This window comes from Bacillus sp. 1780r2a1 (assembly GCA_024134725.1).
Taxonomy (GTDB): domain Bacteria; phylum Bacillota; class Bacilli; order Bacillales; family Bacillaceae_H; genus Priestia; species Priestia aryabhattai_A.
Window position 1 is genome coordinate 2764336 of the sequence record CP099863.1, and the last position, 19059, is coordinate 2783394.

Annotated in this window: 18 protein-coding genes; 7 read left to right on the forward strand and 11 right to left on the reverse strand. The window is 37.1% G+C overall.

What is annotated here, in order from left to right; all coding sequences use genetic code 11:
• Positions 1–14: 14 nt before the first annotated feature.
• Positions 15–443: a hypothetical protein gene (locus NIZ91_13885; GenBank protein USY53839.1), complete on the reverse strand. Its 429-nt coding sequence runs from the start codon at positions 441–443 to the stop codon at positions 15–17.
• The gene (fosB, locus tag NIZ91_13890) at positions 440–874 is read right to left on the reverse strand and encodes a metallothiol transferase FosB (GenBank protein ID USY53840.1); all 435 of its coding nucleotides are present in this window, start codon (positions 872–874) and stop codon (positions 440–442) included. The genes NIZ91_13885 and fosB overlap by 4 nt, the downstream gene beginning before the upstream one ends.
• Before the next feature lie 145 nt (positions 875–1019).
• Here fosB and NIZ91_13895 point away from each other — a divergent pair, with 145 nt between their 5' ends.
• A complete protein-coding gene (locus NIZ91_13895; protein ID USY53841.1) occupies positions 1020–2261 on the forward strand; it encodes an erythromycin esterase family protein in 1242 nt (413 codons plus the stop codon).
• Positions 2262–2419: 158 nt separating this feature from the next.
• Here the strand turns inward: NIZ91_13895 and NIZ91_13900 are convergent, their stop codons facing one another.
• The 6 genes from NIZ91_13900 to NIZ91_13925 form a co-directional block, all read right to left on the reverse strand.
• Positions 2420–4825: a heavy metal translocating P-type ATPase gene (locus tag NIZ91_13900; GenBank protein USY53842.1), complete on the reverse strand. Its 2406-nt coding sequence runs from the start codon at positions 4823–4825 to the stop codon at positions 2420–2422.
• 76 nt (positions 4826–4901) lie between these two features.
• Entirely contained in the window at positions 4902–5108 is a 207-nt protein-coding gene (gene copZ / locus NIZ91_13905; GenBank protein USY53843.1) for a copper chaperone CopZ, read from the reverse strand.
• 17 nt (positions 5109–5125) lie between these two features.
• Positions 5126–5455, reverse strand: coding sequence for a metal-sensitive transcriptional regulator (locus NIZ91_13910; GenBank protein ID USY53844.1), 330 nt, complete (start codon positions 5453–5455; stop codon positions 5126–5128).
• Between the two features lie 110 nt (positions 5456–5565).
• Positions 5566–6861, reverse strand: a complete 1296-nt coding sequence (locus NIZ91_13915) for an ABC transporter substrate-binding protein (protein ID USY53845.1) — start codon at positions 6859–6861, stop codon at positions 5566–5568.
• Positions 6862–6923: 62 nt separating this feature from the next.
• On the reverse strand, positions 6924–7751 hold the full coding sequence (locus tag NIZ91_13920; GenBank protein USY53846.1) for a carbohydrate ABC transporter permease: 828 nt from the start codon (positions 7749–7751) through the stop codon (positions 6924–6926).
• Positions 7751–8713 (reverse strand): sugar ABC transporter permease, encoded by a 963-nt coding sequence (locus NIZ91_13925; protein USY53847.1) that lies wholly within the window; start codon positions 8711–8713, stop codon positions 7751–7753. Before NIZ91_13925 ends, NIZ91_13920 begins: the two co-directional genes overlap by 1 nt.
• Before the next feature lie 247 nt (positions 8714–8960).
• Here NIZ91_13925 and NIZ91_13930 point away from each other — a divergent pair, with 247 nt between their 5' ends.
• On the forward strand, positions 8961–9149 hold the full coding sequence (locus tag NIZ91_13930) for a hypothetical protein (GenBank protein ID USY53848.1): 189 nt from the start codon (positions 8961–8963) through the stop codon (positions 9147–9149).
• Between the two features lie 67 nt (positions 9150–9216).
• Here NIZ91_13930 and NIZ91_13935 read toward each other — a convergent pair whose 3' ends face one another.
• Complete coding sequence (locus NIZ91_13935) at positions 9217–10845, reverse strand: family 14 glycosylhydrolase (GenBank protein USY53849.1); 1629 nt, start codon at positions 10843–10845, stop codon at positions 9217–9219.
• A 245-nt stretch (positions 10846–11090) separates the two neighbouring features.
• Between NIZ91_13935 and NIZ91_13940 the strand changes: the two genes are divergently transcribed.
• From NIZ91_13940 to NIZ91_13960, 5 genes are all read left to right on the forward strand, one after another.
• Positions 11091–11831 (forward strand): Cof-type HAD-IIB family hydrolase, encoded by a 741-nt coding sequence (locus tag NIZ91_13940; protein ID USY53850.1) that lies wholly within the window; start codon positions 11091–11093, stop codon positions 11829–11831.
• A gap of 412 nt (positions 11832–12243) precedes the next feature.
• Positions 12244–13341, forward strand: a complete 1098-nt coding sequence (locus NIZ91_13945; GenBank protein ID USY53851.1) for a spore germination protein — start codon at positions 12244–12246, stop codon at positions 13339–13341.
• 82 nt (positions 13342–13423) lie between these two features.
• Positions 13424–13984, forward strand: a complete 561-nt coding sequence (maa, locus tag NIZ91_13950) for a maltose O-acetyltransferase (protein ID USY53852.1) — start codon at positions 13424–13426, stop codon at positions 13982–13984.
• Between the two features lie 312 nt (positions 13985–14296).
• Positions 14297–15466: a S8 family peptidase gene (locus NIZ91_13955; GenBank protein USY53853.1), complete on the forward strand. Its 1170-nt coding sequence runs from the start codon at positions 14297–14299 to the stop codon at positions 15464–15466.
• A 242-nt stretch (positions 15467–15708) separates the two neighbouring features.
• On the forward strand, positions 15709–17517 hold the full coding sequence (locus tag NIZ91_13960; GenBank protein USY53854.1) for an acetyltransferase: 1809 nt from the start codon (positions 15709–15711) through the stop codon (positions 17515–17517).
• Between the two features lie 70 nt (positions 17518–17587).
• Here NIZ91_13960 and NIZ91_13965 read toward each other — a convergent pair whose 3' ends face one another.
• Together NIZ91_13965 and NIZ91_13970 are read right to left on the reverse strand one after the other, a co-directional pair.
• Positions 17588–18295, reverse strand: a complete 708-nt coding sequence (locus NIZ91_13965; protein ID USY53855.1) for a TerC family protein — start codon at positions 18293–18295, stop codon at positions 17588–17590.
• A gap of 156 nt (positions 18296–18451) precedes the next feature.
• The gene (locus NIZ91_13970; GenBank protein ID USY53856.1) at positions 18452–19003 is read right to left on the reverse strand and encodes a hypothetical protein; all 552 of its coding nucleotides are present in this window, start codon (positions 19001–19003) and stop codon (positions 18452–18454) included.
• Positions 19004–19059: the final 56 nt, after the last annotated feature.

The window sequence follows — 19059 nt, forward strand, 5'->3', positions numbered from 1 at the left end:
CACACTCCCACTTTTTAATCCAAAATTATTACTTGTGTTTGCGTTTTTCCCACATACTTATAGGTAAGAGCCACTCGTTCAATTGGTTTGCTATGAGTAATTTTTAACATATATCTTTTACTGGAAGGCTCTATCTTCTTATGCACCTCTTGTAGCGTTAGCTGTTGATCAATCTGATCTGATAAGTTGATCACTTCGTTCGCTTTTATTTGCTCAATTTCTAGCCCACTTGGATGTGCTTGATTATTTACTTGTATAGCTATGAGATGAACTGAGCTAATAGAGCTTTCATTATCTAACTCGATTGCCACTGTTTTTTTATTGTGAGGAAAAGTTGTAATGGTTCCTATTTGAAGAGATTCACCCTTTCTTATATATATGAACCCTATAACAACTCCTACCATTAGAAAAAAGATTCCGCTCAACATAAGCCACTTTTTCATTTCCCTTTCTCTTCTTCAGCGAATACCATATGAGGTTTTGTTTCTTTGTAATAGCGAAGTCTGTCTTCTAACGTGCCCGTATGTACTTCAAACTTATGCCCGTCTGGGTCCGTGAAATAAATTGACTCTCTATCACGCTCATCTCTTGTTCTTCCTTTTAAAATTGGTACATGATAAGCCGCTAGTTTTGCCTCAAAACATTTTAAATCTCCAGCTTTAATTGAAAACGCAAAATGGGTATAGGAATCGTGAATTTCATTTCTTTGAATATGTTTCTCTTCATTTAACGCTATCCATAAACCATTTAAATCCAAATAAGCTGTGGTTGTGCCAGTAACAAGAAGGTTGGCACCTAGAACCTGCTTATAAAAACCGATTGACTGAGCTAAATTAGATACTGAAAAGCAGCAGTGATTTATTCCTTGAATCATGTTGTCCTCCACCTTTTGTCTAGATAGTAGAAGCACTAACTATATACATATACTACCATATCATTTTCATTTTTATCTTATTATTTTAAATTTTCTTCCTATTTTTGTATACTAAATAGGTAATTTATACAAAGGGTGGTGTCTCATGTTTTTTAGTAAAGAGAGAGAAAAGGAAGTCATTAATTGGCTAGAAGCACATTCATATCGTCTAGCTGAGCCTATAGATTGTGCTTCTCAAGACTTTTCATTTTTAAAGTCAGTTATTCAAGATAAACGAATTGTCTGGCTTGGTGAAAATGGGCACTTCATTCGTGAACACACCATGTTAAAAGAAAAGATAATTTCATTCTTGCATAAAGAGATGGGTTTTAACGTATTGGCATTCGAAAGCGGCCTTGCTGAGGCATACGGAGCAAATGAATTGAAAGAAGCGTCAACACCAGGAGCTTTCATGAAAAATAGTATTTATTCTTTGTGGGCAACAGAAGATACCGAGCCCCTTTTTCATCTATTAAAAAGACAAGATTTTCGTTTAGCTGGAATTGATATAAACCCTTCTTCAACCCCTGACACCTTTTTAAGATTTGTAGCAAAATTACAGCCATTCGTTACAGAAGAACAGCTACAAGCATTTGAATTTATTGAACGAGGTGCATATGAGTGGTACTACAAAATTGGTCAATATACAGCGGCACGAAAAAAAGTACCAAACGATGTGTTGCAGCTCTTTAAACATTTTAAAGAACAAGCAATCACAAAGGTTAACGATCTGATAAAATCAATTCAATTTCACCTTCTTAATGAACGAGAACAAGCTAAAGAAACTTATCTATACGTCATGCAGCGTTCGTTAGCTAACCGCTTATATTTTCTGAATCACCTGACAGAAGATCATCGCACTTATAAAAAAGTGCGTGAACAACGACTTTGTGAAAATGTTGAATGGTTGTGCAATGAACTTTATCCAAATGAAAAAATCATCATTTGGGCTCATAACATGCATATTTTTAAAAATTTCCGTTCGTTCTTTTCAAAGTTTGAACCAATGGGCTCTAAGATATCAAAAACCCTTCAGAATGACTCTTACTATATGGGTCTGTTTATGTATGAAGGCGAAACTATAACAGATACGGGTCAAGCTTATAAACTAAGCAAGCCACCTAAAAAAAGTTTGGAAGACTACCTCTCTAAGGTGAATTCACCTACTACGTTTGTAGATTTTTCTCAACTACAAAAGCAACGGGAAAACGAATGGATATTCAAAAAAACAATTTTCTTAGATAGCGGAACCATGCAAACATTAATTACGCCCCGCGAACAAATGGATGGAGCTCTTTTTGTGCAAAAAGTTTCACCTCCTCCATTCAAAAAAGAAGGTGAGAAATAACAGAACAAATGTTCAAAAAAGAAAAAATTTCTTTACGTTGTCTAAACTCGTTCCCAACATTGTTTTCACAATTAAAACAACCTGAACGATTAAAAATTCTTTCCTTTTAATCGTTCAGGTTTATCATTAGCTGAATTCCTTATGTTCCCGTCTGTCTTCTAAATCTTCATTTTCTGCAAACGCAGCGCATTTAACACAACGGATACAGAACTGAACGCCATGGCTGCTCCAGCTAACCACGGTGCCAAAAATCCTATTGCAGCAATTGGAATTCCAATAGTATTGTAGCCGAATGCCCAAAAGAGATTTTGTTTAATGTTACGCATTGTTGCTTTACTCATTTGCAAAGCATGAACGATGCTTGTAAGGTCACCTCTCATAAGCGTTAAGTCTGCTGCTTCAATCGCAACGTCCGTACCGGTTCCAATCGCCATTCCAACGTCAGCCACTGCTAGAGCCGGTGCATCATTTAAGCCGTCACCAACCATTGCCACTTTTGACCCTTGAGCCTGCAGCTTTTGAATTTCGGCTGCTTTTTCTTCTGGTAATACTTCAGCAAGCACATGATGAATTCCCACTTCATTAGCAATAGCATTTGCTGTTTGCTTATTATCACCTGTAATCATCACAACGTGAAGTCCCATTTCTTTTAGGGCCTTAATAGCTTTCGCTGACGTTTCTTTAACCGTATCAGCAACTGCTACAAACCCTGCATATTCACTGTTTAAAGCAATTAGCATAACCGTTTTCCCCTGAGACTCAATTTCTGAAATGAGTGATTCAACACCCGCAACTTCAATACCAGAATCAGACATAAGCTTTCTCGTACCCACTAAAATTTCCTCATCCTCTATAATCGCTTTTATACCATGTCCAGGTATTGCTTCAAAAGCTGAAATTTTTAGCAAACTAAGATTTTGTTCAGAAGCCTTTTTGACAATGGCGCGTGCTAATGGATGCTCAGACTGACTTTCAGCAGAGGCAACAAGCTGTAAAAGCTTTTCTTGGCTTGCGCCTGTTTCCGTCACAATATCCGTTACTTGTGGCTCACCCTTTGTCACGGTACCAGTTTTGTCTAACACGATCGTATCTACTTCATGAGCTGCTTCTAGATGCTCACCGCCTTTAAATAAAACACCTAGTTCGGCTGCTCGACCTGATCCTGCCATAATTGACGTTGGGGTAGCTAGACCTAATGCACAAGGGCAGGCAATTACAAGTACAGCAATCATTTTTTCAAGCGCTGAAGCAAAGTCACTAGGATCAAGCACCATATACCAAACAAAAAACGTAACGATTGCTATTGCTACAACAATGGGAACAAAAATACCTGAAATACGGTCAGCCACGCGTTGAATAGGGGCTTTAGAACCTTGTGCGCTTTCCACAACTCTTATAATTTGTGCAAGGGCTGTTTCTTTTCCCACTTTTGTTGCTTTTACTTTTAAAAAGCCATTTTTGTTCACTGTGGCTCCCGTCACATCATCACCAATCGATTTTTCAACCGGAATACTTTCTCCTGTTAGCATGGACTCATCAATTGCAGATTGTCCTTCTATTACCTCACCGTCTACTGGAATTTTTTCGCCTGGCTTCACATAAACAACGTCTCCGTGCTTCACTTCTTCAATAGGGATTTCAACCTGTTGATTTTCTCGCTCTACAATTGCCGTTTTTGCTTGTAAACTTAAAAGCGTTCGAATTGCCTCTGAAGAGCGCCCTTTTGCTTTAGCTTCAAATAATTTCCCGAGTAAAATAAGGGTAATTAAGATTGCGCTTGTTTCATAATAAAGTTCAATCATATGAGCATTTGAACCAATGGATTGAATCGATAAATAAACGCTGTAAAAATAAGCAGCGCTCGTTCCTAAAGCCACCAAAACATCCATATTTGCACTTTTATTCCTTAGCGCTTTATAGGCTCCAACATAAAACTGTCCACCGATAAGAAATTGAACTGGCGTAGCAAGGGCCATTTGAAACCATGGATTTAAAAACATCGGCGGTACAGGAATAAAGGCCGTAAAGGAAAAGTGACTAACCATGGCCCAAAGTAGCGGGATACTTAATATTGCTGCAATTAAAAATTTGAGCTCTTGTTGATTGGTTACTTTTTCACGGATATTTTCGTTTTTTTCAGCCTTTAAAGACGCACCGTATCCTAATTTTTCAATTCTATTAATGATGGTAGATAGATCAATTTGTTCTTCATTATATTTTAGAGTTGCCGTTTCTAATGCAAGATTCACGTTTACATGAGCAATTCCCTGCTGCTTTCCTAATACCTTTTCGATTCTGCTTGAACAAGCTGCACAGGTCATCCCGGTTATGTCTAGTTCTTCTGTTTCATAAATGACATCATATCCTAGATTCTGCACTTTTTCTTCAAAAACGCGTGACTGAACTACTTCAGGTGTATAGCGAATTGTTGCTTTTTCTAATGCAAGGTTAATAGCTGCATCTTCAACTCCATCTATTTTCTTTAAACTTTTTTCAATTCGGCTTGCACAGGCTGAGCACGTCATACCCTCTATACGTAACGTAATGTCTTTTTGGCTTTTCATAGAACCCCTCCTCATATACCCTATATAGGTATATTACTTTTTAAAAGAGAACGTGCGAAGTTATTCGCACGCGATTTTACGCTACGTCATAGCCTTGATCATCAATTGATTCTTTAATCGTTTCAAGGCTGACTTTACTTTCATCATATTCAACTTCAACCGTTGCTGATTCTAAATTAACCTTTACACTTTTTACACCGCTTAATTCTGATACTGCACCTTCAACTGCTTTTACACAATGTCCACAAGACATACCTTGTACTGATAATACTGTTTGTTCCATCTTTTCCAGCTCCTTTTTTATTTCATTAATCTTTTAATTGTTGTTAATAACTCATCTACTACTTCCTCGTCGCCCTCTTGTACTCTTTCTACAACACAGTGCTTTAAATGACCTTCTAATAAAATTTTACTGACACTATTTAAAGCTGACTGAACAGCCGATATTTGCGTAATGACATCATCACAGTACGTATCCTTATCAATTAACCCTTTAATTCCCCGAATTTGTCCTTCAATTCGATTAAGGCGACTCGTTAAGTTTTTCTTTACTTCTGGAGAATGATGACTTCGCCTTGCATTACCTGCATGGCAATCTACTTTTACTTCCGACCCACGGTTTTCTTCCATCCAAAAACCACCTTTCATAATTGAAATTATAATGTACCCCCCCACCCTATGTAAAGTATTATGTACAATAAAAAGCTTCTCCACTACAGGAGAAGCTCTTATACATTAAGTTATTTTTTTAGTTTATCCCAAGTACTTTCAAATGATTTAAACAATTCTTCTTCCGTTACTTGACCACCAACATACTCTTGAAGTGAAGCACCAAATTCTTCTTTCACACCATCCGGGAACTTCATAAACTGCCAAGGCATTGTTTGTCCTTCTTCAGAGTACTTTAAGATTTCCGCACCTAATGGACCGATATCTTTTGCGTCCGCTTCAATTGTCTTAAATGCAGGAACATACTTAAACTCTTCTACAAGTGCACGCTTGCCTTCTTCCGATGTTACCATCCAGTTTAAGAAATCTTTTGCTGCTTCTTTATCTGCTTCTGGTGCACCGTTATGAACAACCCAGCTGCTTGGTACATCGACTGAGATTTTCCCTTTCACATTTCCACCGTCACCAAGAGGCATTGGCATAACACCTAAATCTAAGTCTGGATTAATTTTATCAAGCATTGGCTGAATCCAGTTTCCTTGTTGAATAATAGCTGCTTCACCCGTTGCAAAGTTTGTTACTTGCGTATTGTAATCCGTTGTCAACGAGTTTTTATTTCCATACTTAATTGTTAAATCTAATAGCTTAATATAGTCTTTAAACTGCTGGTTACCTGAAATTTTTCCAGTACCTTCGTTTAAGCTCTTGATAAAAGCATCAGGGTCTTCTTGAGCAGAGAATGGAATGTTTAAACCATGATTTCCTAATACCCACCATTCACCATATCCAATTGAAAACGGCGTGATTCCCGCTGCTTTTAACTTCTTAGCTGCTGCTTCTAGTTCATCTAACGTCTGTGGTACTTCTTTAATGCCCGCTTTTTTAAAAAGCTCTTTGTTATACGTAAAGCCGTATCCTTCTAAGTTCATCGGCTGACCATATACCTTGCCGTCAATCGTCATTGGATCTAACGTATTATCAAATGCATCTTTCACCCAAGGCTCATCAGATAAATCTTCAAGCTTGTCTTTCCAGGTAACGGCTTCTTGATAGCCACCGTTTGAGAAGATATCAGGCTCATTTCCAGAAGCAAACTTCGCTTTTAGTGCTGCTGCACCGTCTGCACCGCCTCCAACTGTTTCAATGTTGAATGTTACGTTTGGATTTTCTTTTGTATATTGATCCGTTAATGCTTTTAGCTGATCTGCAATCTCAACTTTTCCTTGGAAAATATCAACAACAACTTGATCACCTTTTGCGCCACCGCTTGCATTATCTCCAGACGAACTATCGCTAGAGCACGCTGCTGTAAATAAAAGAGATGCTGATAGTACACCTGCTGCTAAGGGAAGTTTTTTTAGTTTCATGTTTGGTTCCTCCTATGTTTGGAACCTATGCTCATTAATTATGAGCATAGGTTCCAAGTTTATTATTTAATAGACCCACTTGTAATTCCTTTGATAATATGTTTTTGCATCGAAAAGAAAAAGATTAATAATGGAATGATGCTTAACATTAATGCTGCTAGTGCTAAATCCCACTGCTTTGTGTATTGTCCAAAGAAGAAAAACGTTGCTAGTGGAATTGTACGTAATGATGGATCTTGCAGAACAAGTAATGGTAATAAGAAATCGTTCCAAATCCATAAGCTGTTTAAGATAATAATCGTTACCGTAATTGGCTTTAATAAAGGGAATACAATTCTCCAAAATACACCAAACGTGGAGCACCCATCAATAATTGCTGCTTCTTCTAATTCCACTGGTATCCCTTTAATGAACCCGTGATATAAGAAGATTGCTAACCCAGAACCAAATCCTAGATACATCACAACTAGTCCCCAAATGCTGTTCATTAATCCAAATGAACTTGCCGCTTTTACTAAAGGAATCATAATTGATTGGAAAGGAATAACCATGGCTGCTACGAAGAGCAAAAAGATAAAATTACTGAACTTTGATTTTGTACGTACAAGCATATATGCTCCCATTGAACAAAAGATCACAATAACTAGGTTGCTTGCTACTGTAATAATTAGTGAATTCTTGAAAACTCGTAAGTAATCCATTCTTTCAAAAGCTGTTACGTAGTTTTGCCATTGAAAAGCCGATGGTAAAGCTGATGTATTGGTTAAAATTTCTGCAAACGGCTTTAATGAGTTAGCAATAACATAGTAAAACGGAGCAAGGAAGATTAAACCTAAGACAATTGCTAAGATTTCAATAATAAACGTCTTTCCTGTATACTTGTTGCCCATTAAGATTCAACCTCCTTCTTCTTCGTATACATAACTTGAAGCGTTGTAATACCTGCTACGATTAAGAAGAAAATCAGTGCTTTTGCTTCTCCAATACCATAACGGTTATTAACGAAAGCCTCTGTATAAATGTTAAGCGCTAACATTTCTGTTGATTTAAACGGACCACCGTTTGTTAATGATAAGTTTACATCAAATATTTTAAATGAGGACGAAATAGTTAAGAATAAACAAATTGTGACGGCTGGTGCTACCATTGGTAGTGTAATATGGCGAAGTGTTTGCCAACGGTTTGCCCCGTCAATTCTTGCTGCTTCAAGAAGCTCTTGCGGAACGTTTTGCAAAGCTGCTACGTAGATAATCATGATATACCCTGCGCCTTGCCATACGCTGACAATAACAATTCCCCAAAATGCAGTATTAGCATCTCCTAACCAAGGAAGCTCAAAAAGTGACCAACCCGTTAATTGACCGATAGACGAAAAACCTCGAATAAAAATGAATTGCCATACAAATCCCAGTAATAGTCCGCCAATTAAGTTAGGCAAGAAGAAAACTGTTCTTAAAATATTTCTTGTCTTAAGCATCTGTGTGACCAGTAAAGCTAGGCTAAATCCGACCACATTTGTTAATAAAATAGCGACAACGGTGTACTTCGCGGTTAGAATGAAGGAAGCATGAAATTGCTTATCTTCAAAAAGTAAGTATTTAAAGTTATCTAACCCTACCCACTCAATATTTCCTGTTACACCATTCCAATTTGTAAAGGCGTAATAAACACCAGATAAAAATGGATATAAAACAATCATACTAAATGCTAAAAAGACGGGCCCTACAAACAAGGTAAATATTCCTGCTTTTTTCCACTTTTTACGATTATTTGTGCGAATTGACGACTGCGTTTGTTTTGTTTTTTGTACTGAAATTACTTCTTTTTCTTGCAATTTGCTTTGGCTCTCCATGTAACCGCACCTCCTATATGCTCTCATTTTAGTGCAGCATGAACCTTTTTGAAACCGATTACATTGACAAAAAGGGTGGAAAATATTGAACTCTTCGCCTAAAAGCAACAAAAATCGATGATTTTACACCCCCGACTTTTTAACTAGCAGCAAAATCCCTTGCTTACTCTTCTACCTTTTGTACCTTGTGAGAGAAATATGAAAAAATTATAATGTAAAAGAATTTATAAAAAAGGATGGTATCAAAATGCCTCTTCGTTATGTTTGTCCACACTGCCAAGGAAGCGGAACGAAATTTGGATTTGCGCTGCTTTCATTTATAAAGTGTAAAGTATGCGGTGGAGATGGCCATGTCATCATGTCAAACATGATGTCTTCTAGTCATGATAAACAAAGTCCAAAAGAACATGCCGACAGTCAAGACCAAGCAAAATAAAAAACGAAACTATTCAATATAAAACAGCCGCCTATTCTTGAAAGAATAGGCGGCTGTTTCAATTCCATTACCATGTTGCTAAATAAGACCCTTTTCCCTTTGCTGGTGTATGATAGTTTTGGTTCTCACCATCTTGCCAAATAATTTCCCCACCTTGATCTTTAATATAAAACTTAAATTCGTACTGACGATCCGCGGCTAAATCAAAATTTCCCTCAAAGATTCCGTCTGACTTTTGCTTTAAGATGTAGTGATAGCTGCTTGTATTCCAACGTCCTAACTCTCCTCGATTACCCGTTACATGAAGGGTTTGTCCTTTTTCTAGCTGTACACCACTTACCTTCAGCGTAACCGGTAAGGGTTCTAGCGCGAGCTTATCTTTTAACATCCTAAGTTCGTTGGTTGGATTGCCGGCTTCGTCAAATAGATACGTCATACGAAGAAGCGTAAACCCATCAAAGTCATAGTTAAATACCATTTCAGACGCGTTATCAAATCCCCACTCATTATTAATAATCGGAAGTGCATTTTCTCCATTCAACGAAAGGTTACGCTCGTTTGCTAATGTAGCAATTTGAGTTACTAACGTTTTTGGAGCACTATAATAAGGAGCTGTTTGTGCATCCTGGTCGCCCATTTCTAAACAGGTAAACGTTAATGCCATATTTGATTTTTTAAATTGATCTAGAAGCTTAGCATAATCATAATAACCTGTGCTGTACTCAGCAGCATGTGGCATTTCAGGATCATTCATCTTCCAATGCACACCGGAAATTTTTGCGCCTACTTCTACGTCAAACGTACGATCAAAATATTTATGAGCTTGCTTTGAAATGGTCTGTAGGTGATCTTCAAGAGCCCCTTGATACCATTTCATGAAATCTTTTCCATATGAAGTGTTGTAAGCTTCTCCTTTTCTAAAGAAAGCATCTCCATCAGCTGGAGGTTCAATTTTATCCCACGTCTTAAATGATGTTCCCCACGCCTTGTTAAGATTTTTAATGTTTTTATATTGATGCTTCATTTCATCTCTAAAATCTTCTTTTGCACCTTCTGTATATGCTTGTAACTGACCACGCTCTGGATAACCCCATCCGTCTGCAAACTGATAAGATGGGTAGCGGAGTTCGCCTGCTGGTCCACCGCTTAAATAAATTTTACTAATAACATCATCATAGTCAGCAAAGTTTTTAGCAAATGAACGGTATAATTCGCCATACTGCTTCTCAATTCCACCCCACCAAGGTGCTAATGCTTCTTTGTTAACAAAGCCACTTTCACTTTTGAATGCCATGTTTTCAATGTCATCTTTTTTCCATAACCAATTAGGTATCGGATAGTTACAATCATCTCCTACGTTACCACCACATTGATGTGTAGATAAAATAGGAACCCATTTCAGCCCTGAATCTTCCACAGCGCTTGCATACTTTTTATAATAAGACCAATCAAATTGATTATCTCCTTTTGCTTCAACAATTCCCCACCAAACATCTGTTGTTAATCCGTATACACCATTTTTCTTCATCTGAACAAGCTGACGTTCGAACTGATCCCAATCTGTGATTTCTCCTAAAGGAGCCATAACATACAGCTTGTAATCCGATTTGACTTCTGCTTGAGCACTCGTATAGCTTGTAAATATAATTGCTATACTCATGATGAATACTAACAGTACTTTCACACTTTTCCCCATCTCTTTTCCCCCTTATTATTGTTAAAAGTATTCATCGTTTTTTTGTGCAACCGTTTGCAATTTTACAAAACATGAATTTCTTTTCTAGAAAATTATAGAAACTCCGTTCGTATTCGTCAATTCACTTTTTTATTTTTTTGAAAAATGAGTCATTTGATCTACCCTTTACCCAGCACCTTTCTTTTTTTCAAGGTGTGTTCATGCTATTCTTAAAGTAGAAAAGTATTTTGAAAGGGTGACGCGCTATGGATAAACCATCGATTAAGTTAATTGCTCTTGATATGGATGGTACACTATTAAATACAAAAGGCGAAATTTCACATGGAAACCGAAAAGCTATAGCAGAAGCAGAAGAAAAAGGAATACATGTTGTTTTAAGTACAGGACGTTCACGCCCAACTAGTATTAAATTTGCCGAGTCATTAAAGCTGTCATCTTATATTATTAATGTAAACGGGAGTGAAATCTGGGACGGTGAAGGCAATTTAATTGAGCGGACGATTTTAGAACCAGATTACATACAAGAGATGTGGGATTTAAAGCAAAAGCATGACTTAACCTTTTGGGCTGTTACAAGCGAAAAGGTATGGAAAGACGATTTTCCAACCGATATTACAAGTCATGAATGGCTAAAGTTCGGGTATGACATCCATGATGATGATACAAGAAAGCTAATTTTGAACACGCTAACTAAAAACAAAAATCTTGAGATTACGAATTCTAGCCCAACAAATCTTGAAATCAACGCTCTTGGAATCAATAAAGCAAAAGCACTAAAAACTGTTTGTGAACGTTTAAATCTATCAATAAACGAAGTAATGGCCATGGGGGATAGCCTAAACGATATCGCCATGATTACAGAAGCTGGAGTAGGCATAGCCATGGGTAATGCGCAAGATGTGGTAAAGAAAGCGGCTGACTGGATAACTGAAACTAATGATCAAGATGGTGTTGCTAAAGCTATTTACCATTGGGCTATAAAGTAAGAGTTATATTTGCAATTCCTCAAAAGAGGCTGAGACATAAGTAGTTTAGTCCCTGCTATACCTGAATGGTTAAGAGTTCTTTGCTTTTAATCGTTCAGGTTTTTTTGATTGTGAAAACAATGCTGGAAACAGAGTGGAATGGAGCGTAGGATACTCGACTCCTGGGGGAAAGAAAGGGAGAACTGAGATCCCGCACCGCAGAAAGCGAATAGGCGCAGTGCAATGAATCGAACGCGTTCTAACAATGTGAAGCGGTAAAAAAAGGAATTGCTGGTCTTTTTTTAATTTGTTTTATTATGCCCTACTTTCTTTTACTTTTTTTACATTATTCATAAGTAACGTTGAATGAGGCATACTAACGAGCATATAAGGTTCAAAGAACAATATGCCTTATATAGGAGGTACTTCCAGCATGCTCAAACATGTTAAAATCTCTGAAAAGCAATTCATCGTGCTACTTAGCCTTTACATAATCGGGAGTGCTATTTTAGTTATCCCATCTATTATTGTTTCAATTGCAAAACAAGATGCTTGGATTACGAGTATTTTAACCCTTGTTATCGCTTTGGGGATATTGCCTTTATACATAGCGCTAGGAAAGCGATATCCAACAATGCTATTTACGGAATTCACCGAAGAAATTCTCGGCAAATGGATTGGCAAAGTATTTTCTATTATCTTTTTAACCTTCCCCGTAATAGCAGGTTCTTTGACGCTTTATAATATTGGTGACTTTATCATTACGCAAGTTATGCCTGAAACCCCCATTGTTCCCATTTACGTATTTGTGTTAAGCGTATCGTTGTTTGGCGTTCGCTTAGGACTTGAGGTTTTAGCACGTTCCGGTGAAATCCTATTCCCATGGGTCATTGCTCTCTTTAGCTTACTCGTACTATTTCTTACTAAACAAATTAACTTTGATCACTTTCAGCCATTCTTTACTATGGGTTTGCGGCCTATTTTCATTTCTACAGTTCACTTTTTGACATTTCCATTTTTGGATACCGTTGTTTTTTTAATGATTTTTCCTTATGTTAAATGGACGAGTAAAAAGCGCACACCTGTTTATATCGGTACACTGATTGGCGGTGTTTTCTTAATTATCATTATTTTTCTTTGTGTTTTAGTTTTAGGAGTAGATCAGACCTCTACTCGCCTTTCTCCTACCTACCTATTGGCTAAAGAAATTAATGTGACAAATTTCATAACCCGCATTGAAGTAATTGTAGCTATCATCTGGTTTATTTCAATTTTTTTCAAGCTTAGCATTTTGCTGTTTGTATTAAATTTAGGAGTAGCTCAGCTTTTTAACCTAACTACTTACCGTTTCTTAACTTTGCCTTTAGGATTATTATTTTTAGCTTCCTCCAATATTTTCGTACCTAATGGTCCTTTTTTGGGAAGTTACACACTTACTACTTCTCCCTTTTATACAGGCACAATTGGCTTTGCTTTACCTTTTCTCCTTTTTGTCATCGATGGAATAAAGAAAAAGCTAGTTGATTCTTAGCTATTTTACTTAACGAACGTTTAATTTTACGCTACACTACCCTATGAAAGCGTTAAATTAAAAAGGATAGGGAGACTAAAAAATGACAACAGAAAAAGAAAAAATGATTGCAGGCGAAATGTACATATCTGGAGATTCTGAATTGATTAAAGATCGCACTCATGCAAGAAAGATAACAAGATTATTTAATCAAGCAGTTGAGACAGATGATACTTACCGTATGAGTTTAATAAAAGAGTTGTTTGGTTCCACTGGAGAAAATATCTATATTGAACCAATCTTCCGCTGTGACTATGGATACAACATTCATGTAGGCGAAAACTTTTATGCAAACTTTGATTGCTTAATTTTAGATATCTGTCCTGTAACTATCGGTGATAACTGTATGCTCGCACCAGGCGTTCATATTTATACAGCTACTCACCCGCTTGATCCTGTTGAACGTAACAGCGGTAGAGAATACGGAAAGCCAGTTGTCATTGGAGATAACGTTTGGATTGGGGGCCGCGCTATCATCAATCCAGGCGTTACTATTGGTGATAATGCAGTCATTGCATCAGGAGCCGTGGTAACGAAAGACGTTCCTCCAAACACAGTCGTTGGTGGAAACCCTGCACGAGTTATTAAAGAAATCACTAGATAATAGGACGAATACACACTAGGACATAAGTCTTTCAGCCGATTAACTATCCGAATTTTTGTGAATTACCTTACAATGATTCGGATAGTTTTTATTTGCTCAGAAAATAAGTTTAAACACTTATGGAATGAATCTTAGTGGAAAACGAGCATGTTCTTATAACCCAAATTGGTTAGAAACATCTTCATTCATCTTTAAGAAGAAATCATTTCTTTATGTCTCAGCCTCTTTTTTGAAATCAGGTAGTTTGTCCAATCCCTTTTTTGTAGCAACGCATATGATATAAGGTGTTACAAAATTAGGAGGATTGGTATTATGCTGACATGGATTGCCTTAACTACAGGTTCACTTGGTGTAATTACACTTTTGTTTTTTGTTATTAAAAAATTGGTACAAGCTTTAAAGGTTAAACAACCAGTATTTGCCCAAAATCAATTTATTGTTAAATTTAATGATGACGTTGATGAAGATACAATTGCTTCAATTCATAAAAAATATAAATGTGAAGCTTCATGTTGTAATGAAACATTAGGCTTTCAAGTGGTTACTACAGCTAAAAATATTAATAAGATGATGAAAATATACTCAGAGCTCGATGAAGTTGAATACGCAGAGCCAAACTACGTTTTTGAAGCTTCCTATATTCCAAACGATTCGTTCTATTCCTTTCAATACGGCCCTCAAAAAGTAAGTGCTCCTTCTGCATGGGATGTTACTCAAAGCAATGCTGGCATTAGAATTGCAATACTTGATACGGGCGTCCAGCCAAATCACCCTGACCTTGCATCAAAATTAGTTCCAGGCTATAACTTTATTGATAATAACACTGACACAAATGACTTTAATGGTCATGGGACTCATGTAGCTGGCATTGCTGCAGCAACAACCAATAATGGGGCTGGCATTGCTGGTATGGCTCCTTTAGCATCAATTCAGCCAGTAAAAGTGCTTTCAAACAGTGGTAGCGGATTACTAAGCCAGGTTGCCGATGGCATTATTTATGCGGTTAACCAAGGAGTACAAGTTATTAATTTGAGTTTAGGATCTCCTCAAGACACCATTACGCTTGAAGGTGCTGTTAACTACGCGGCTAGCCAAGGCGTTGTTGTTATTGGGGCAGCTGGCAATAACGGTAGCAACGCCCTCACTTATCCTGCAGCTTACGCAAACGTCATTGCAGTTGCCTCTACAACTTCCTCTGATCAACGCTCTGTTTTTTCAAACTTTGGAACTTGGGTGCAAGTTGCAGCACCAGGCTCTAGTATTCTATCCACTTACCCTACAAGCACTTACTCTTATTTAAGCGGCACGTCTATGGCAGCTCCACACGTAGCTGGATTAGCAGCATTACTAGCATCTCAAGGACGTAGTGCTTCTCAAATTCGTACAGTCATTCAAAATACTTGTGACCCAATAACAGGTACAGGAACAAACTGGGTTTATGGTAGAATAAATGCAGATAGAGCCGTCCGCTCTCCTCTATAGAATTTAAATGAAAGAACCGGATTTACCAAAGGTACGTCCGGTTTTTTTGCACAAAAAAATATTTTCTTGCTAAAAGTCTTGCATTTTATGACGATATGGTAAAAAATACTTTACGGGTAAAATAATTCTTTGTACCATATATCTTGTGGTTTGTTCTGAAATTTTCAAAGGTTATCTTTGAGAATTCATAAAAATATTATTTACATACACATGACAATTTAGATTGTAAAGGAGTCTTTAATATGGCTAACACTCAGCTACAGCATCGATACGTTCATGGGTTAGATGGACTTCGAGCGCTAGCTGTTTTATTTGTATTTGCATATCATTATGGCTTTAGTTGGGCAAGCGGTGGCTTCTTAGGCGTGTCCATTTTCTTTGTTTTATCTGGATACTTAATTACATCTATTTTATTAAAACAATATGAAGAGCACCAAAAGCTGCTCCTTTCTTCGTTTTTCACAAGCCGAATAAGAAGGCTTTTTCCTGCAGCTTTTTTCATGGTTGTATGCGTAGTTGCTTGGACCGTTTTGTTCAAGCCATCTCTTTTATCTACCTTACAAGGGGATGCCATAGCGGGATTACTCTATGTAAGCAACTGGTGGTTTATTTTTCAAGATGTTTCATATTTTGATAGCTTTCAATCGCCTTCTCCAATAAAGAATTTATGGTCACTGGCAATTGAAGAACAATTTTATATTATATGGCCACTTTTATTACTAATTGGACTACGTTTTATAAAGAAGAAAAAGACTATTCTTATAGTGATAAGCTGTGGAGCAATAGTATCTGCATTATTAATGGGAGCTTTATATAAACCAGGTATGGATCCTAGTCGTGTATATTACGGCACAGATACAAGATCATTCGAATTGCTAATTGGTTGTTGCTTAGCATTCGTGTGGCCACTCTATCGCTTATCTTCTAAAAATGTCCCAAACACAGGAAAGTTTATTTTAAATGTTACGGGCCTTACAAGCTTACTGTTAGTGTTTCTATGCACTTCATTACTAACTGAATTTGCCCCGTCAATGTATCGCGGAGGTATGCTTTTAGTTAGTTTAAATGCTGCTGTCCTCGTCGCAACGATTTCACATCCTAGCAGCATAACTGGCAAACTGTTATCTTTTAAGCCGTTACGGTGGGTTGGTACACGGTCGTATGGCATTTATTTATGGCACTATCCTATCATTATATTAACAACGCCTGCTACTGAATTTGGGCAGTTCAATTATGTACATATCAGCTTACAGGTTATAGCAACATGTCTTATTGCGGAAGTTTCTTATCGAATGATTGAGCAACCTATACGAAAAGGAGGTTTTAAAACCTTCTTTAGGCAAGCACTGCCAACATTTAAATCACCGGCTACCTTTCGTTCTCATCTGAAAGTCGCTGTACCTATCGTATTTGCTATGGCCTTCTTATTATTTGTGCTTGGTGTTACCGGGATTTTAGAACCTAAAAAAACAGAAAGCAAACAACCTGCAGCTATTCATATTAAAACTGCAGCAAATCCAGTATCCAAAGATCATCATCTGAAACAAAAAGAATTACCAACAAATGAACCTCACTATACTCAAGTTCTCTCAATTGGTGATTCAGTTATGCTAAACTTAGCCGATCCACTGCAAGAAACTTATCCTAATATTGTAATTGATGGCAAAGTTGGTCGACAGCTGTCAGAAGCTTTAAACGTCGCAAAGAAGTATACTCAATATAATGAACCTTCTAGTGCAGTGATTATTCAACTTGGTACAAATGGTTACTTTACAGAAGAACAGCTAGATGAACTACTTAAACAGTTCGCAAAAGCAGATGTATACCTGGTCAACACACGGGTGCCACGACAATGGGAAACAGAAGTAAATGAGAAATTAGAAAATGCAGCAAAAGAATATAAAAACGTGGTGCTTGTTGATTGGCATACTTTAGGAACCAAACATCCAGAATATTTTACAAAAGATGGCGTTCATCTGCTTCCAGAAGGTGCCCAGCAATTAACAAAGCTCATCTATAAAGCTATGCTAAAAAGTCCACATCTCTCATAAAGCTATAATTCAAACCACGAAAAAAGAGGTGCTAAATGCACCTCTTTTTGTTTCAATTATAAGCTTGCTTCTACTTAGAAAAAGATTGAGTCTTCTCAATGGTTTCTTCTACAGGTTGCTTCTGCATTTTACTTTGCTTCATTTTACCTGCACCAATTACAGCAGCAATGACTAGTACTTCAAAACCATACTTAACAAAACCATTTTCAAAATACGGTTGTAAGAACGGCTCACCAACAATCATTTTAGAAGCAGTCCAAGCTAGTACTGCCGCTCCAATTGTAATAATAATTGGAAATCTTTCTACCCATTTTAAAATTAACGTACTTCCCCACATCACAATAGGAACTGAAATTAACAACCCAAGTACTACTAGTAAAAAGCTTCCATGAGCTGCACCCGCAACTGCCAATACGTTATCCAGTCCCATTAACGCATCTGCAATAATAATTGTACGAATTGCAGCCCACATGCTATCTCCAGCCTTTACATCATGGTCTTGATCTTCAACCAAAAGCTTGTACGCAATAATAGTTAACAAGATTCCTCCAACCAAAAGCAAACCGGGAATTTCTAGTAACCAAACAACTGCTAATGTTGCAAGCATACGAATGACGATTGCTCCAATTGTTCCCCAAATGATTACTTTTTTCTGCTGATGTTTAGGCAGTTTTCTCGCTGCTAAACCAATTACAATTGCGTTGTCGCCAGCTAAAACTAAATCAATAATAATAATAGCAAGAAGCGCTGACAAAAACTCTGCACTTAAAATGTCCATTCTCTTTCTCCTTTATCTATCATTTCTTTAACGTTTTCTATTATAAAGGATAGAAGCGTAAATAAGTTGAAAAATTTTCAGATAAATGAAAGACAATTCTATTATCCTACTTTTATAAAAAAAAGAATGCTCATCTACAAATGAGCACTCTACAGCTTACTGTTTAATTGTTGCTTTCATCTTGCGTGGCCAGATAAAGTAACTCATTGTAATACAAAAATCGATGGCTAACACAAGAGTCCATATTTGGAGTATACCACTTAAAGCCTCAGTTTGCTGTGCGTTATTCAAAAGGTTAATGATTACAACTAAAAGACCAGCTCCAATTGCGTATGCTATTAAGTGTTGAAACCATCCCTTTAATCCATGTTTAGCATGTTCGAGCCCAAATCGCCTAATTGGCTTTGCTCCTTGCTTTGTCACATAATATAAAAAACGTTCATCTGCCCATTTAATCATGCTCTTTCCAAATGCCAAAGATACCCCAATATAAATAGCTGCAATACCGTGAGCAGTCGTTGCCTTCGCACCATTATATAAATCAATCCCTGTAATAAGCAATAAAATTAAGTCAATAAATGGCGTTAACGCTAAAAAGAAAAAACCCAGTTTTTCCTTTTTAGCTATATACCGTGTTGTTAACCCTAACAGAATGACTATCCAAAAAGCAATTTCGCACCCTACAATCATCCAAGCAATAAAATTCAAGCTCCCACCCCTTTTCTAATACAATTGTATTATTTAAATGTATTTTAGCACTTCTT

Coding starts and splice junctions, on each gene's coding strand:
- NIZ91_13885 (USY53839.1), bottom strand. CDS start 443: ATGAAAAAGTGGCTTATGTTGAGCGGAATCTTTTTTCTAATGGTAGGA.
- fosB (USY53840.1), bottom strand. CDS start 874: ATGATTCAAGGAATAAATCACTGCTGCTTTTCAGTATCTAATTTAGCT.
- NIZ91_13895 (USY53841.1), top strand. CDS start 1,020: ATGTTTTTTAGTAAAGAGAGAGAAAAGGAAGTCATTAATTGGCTAGAA.
- NIZ91_13900 (USY53842.1), bottom strand. CDS start 4,825: ATGAAAAGCCAAAAAGACATTACGTTACGTATAGAGGGTATGACGTGC.
- copZ (USY53843.1), bottom strand. CDS start 5,108: ATGGAACAAACAGTATTATCAGTACAAGGTATGTCTTGTGGACATTGT.
- NIZ91_13910 (USY53844.1), bottom strand. CDS start 5,455: ATGGAAGAAAACCGTGGGTCGGAAGTAAAAGTAGATTGCCATGCAGGT.
- NIZ91_13915 (USY53845.1), bottom strand. CDS start 6,861: ATGAAACTAAAAAAACTTCCCTTAGCAGCAGGTGTACTATCAGCATCT.
- NIZ91_13920 (USY53846.1), bottom strand. CDS start 7,751: ATGGGCAACAAGTATACAGGAAAGACGTTTATTATTGAAATCTTAGCA.
- NIZ91_13925 (USY53847.1), bottom strand. CDS start 8,713: ATGGAGAGCCAAAGCAAATTGCAAGAAAAAGAAGTAATTTCAGTACAA.
- NIZ91_13930 (USY53848.1), top strand. CDS start 8,961: ATGCCTCTTCGTTATGTTTGTCCACACTGCCAAGGAAGCGGAACGAAA.
- NIZ91_13935 (USY53849.1), bottom strand. CDS start 10,845: ATGGGGAAAAGTGTGAAAGTACTGTTAGTATTCATCATGAGTATAGCA.
- NIZ91_13940 (USY53850.1), top strand. CDS start 11,091: ATGGATAAACCATCGATTAAGTTAATTGCTCTTGATATGGATGGTACA.
- NIZ91_13945 (USY53851.1), top strand. CDS start 12,244: ATGCTCAAACATGTTAAAATCTCTGAAAAGCAATTCATCGTGCTACTT.
- maa (USY53852.1), top strand. CDS start 13,424: ATGACAACAGAAAAAGAAAAAATGATTGCAGGCGAAATGTACATATCT.
- NIZ91_13955 (USY53853.1), top strand. CDS start 14,297: ATGCTGACATGGATTGCCTTAACTACAGGTTCACTTGGTGTAATTACA.
- NIZ91_13960 (USY53854.1), top strand. CDS start 15,709: ATGGCTAACACTCAGCTACAGCATCGATACGTTCATGGGTTAGATGGA.
- NIZ91_13965 (USY53855.1), bottom strand. CDS start 18,295: ATGGACATTTTAAGTGCAGAGTTTTTGTCAGCGCTTCTTGCTATTATT.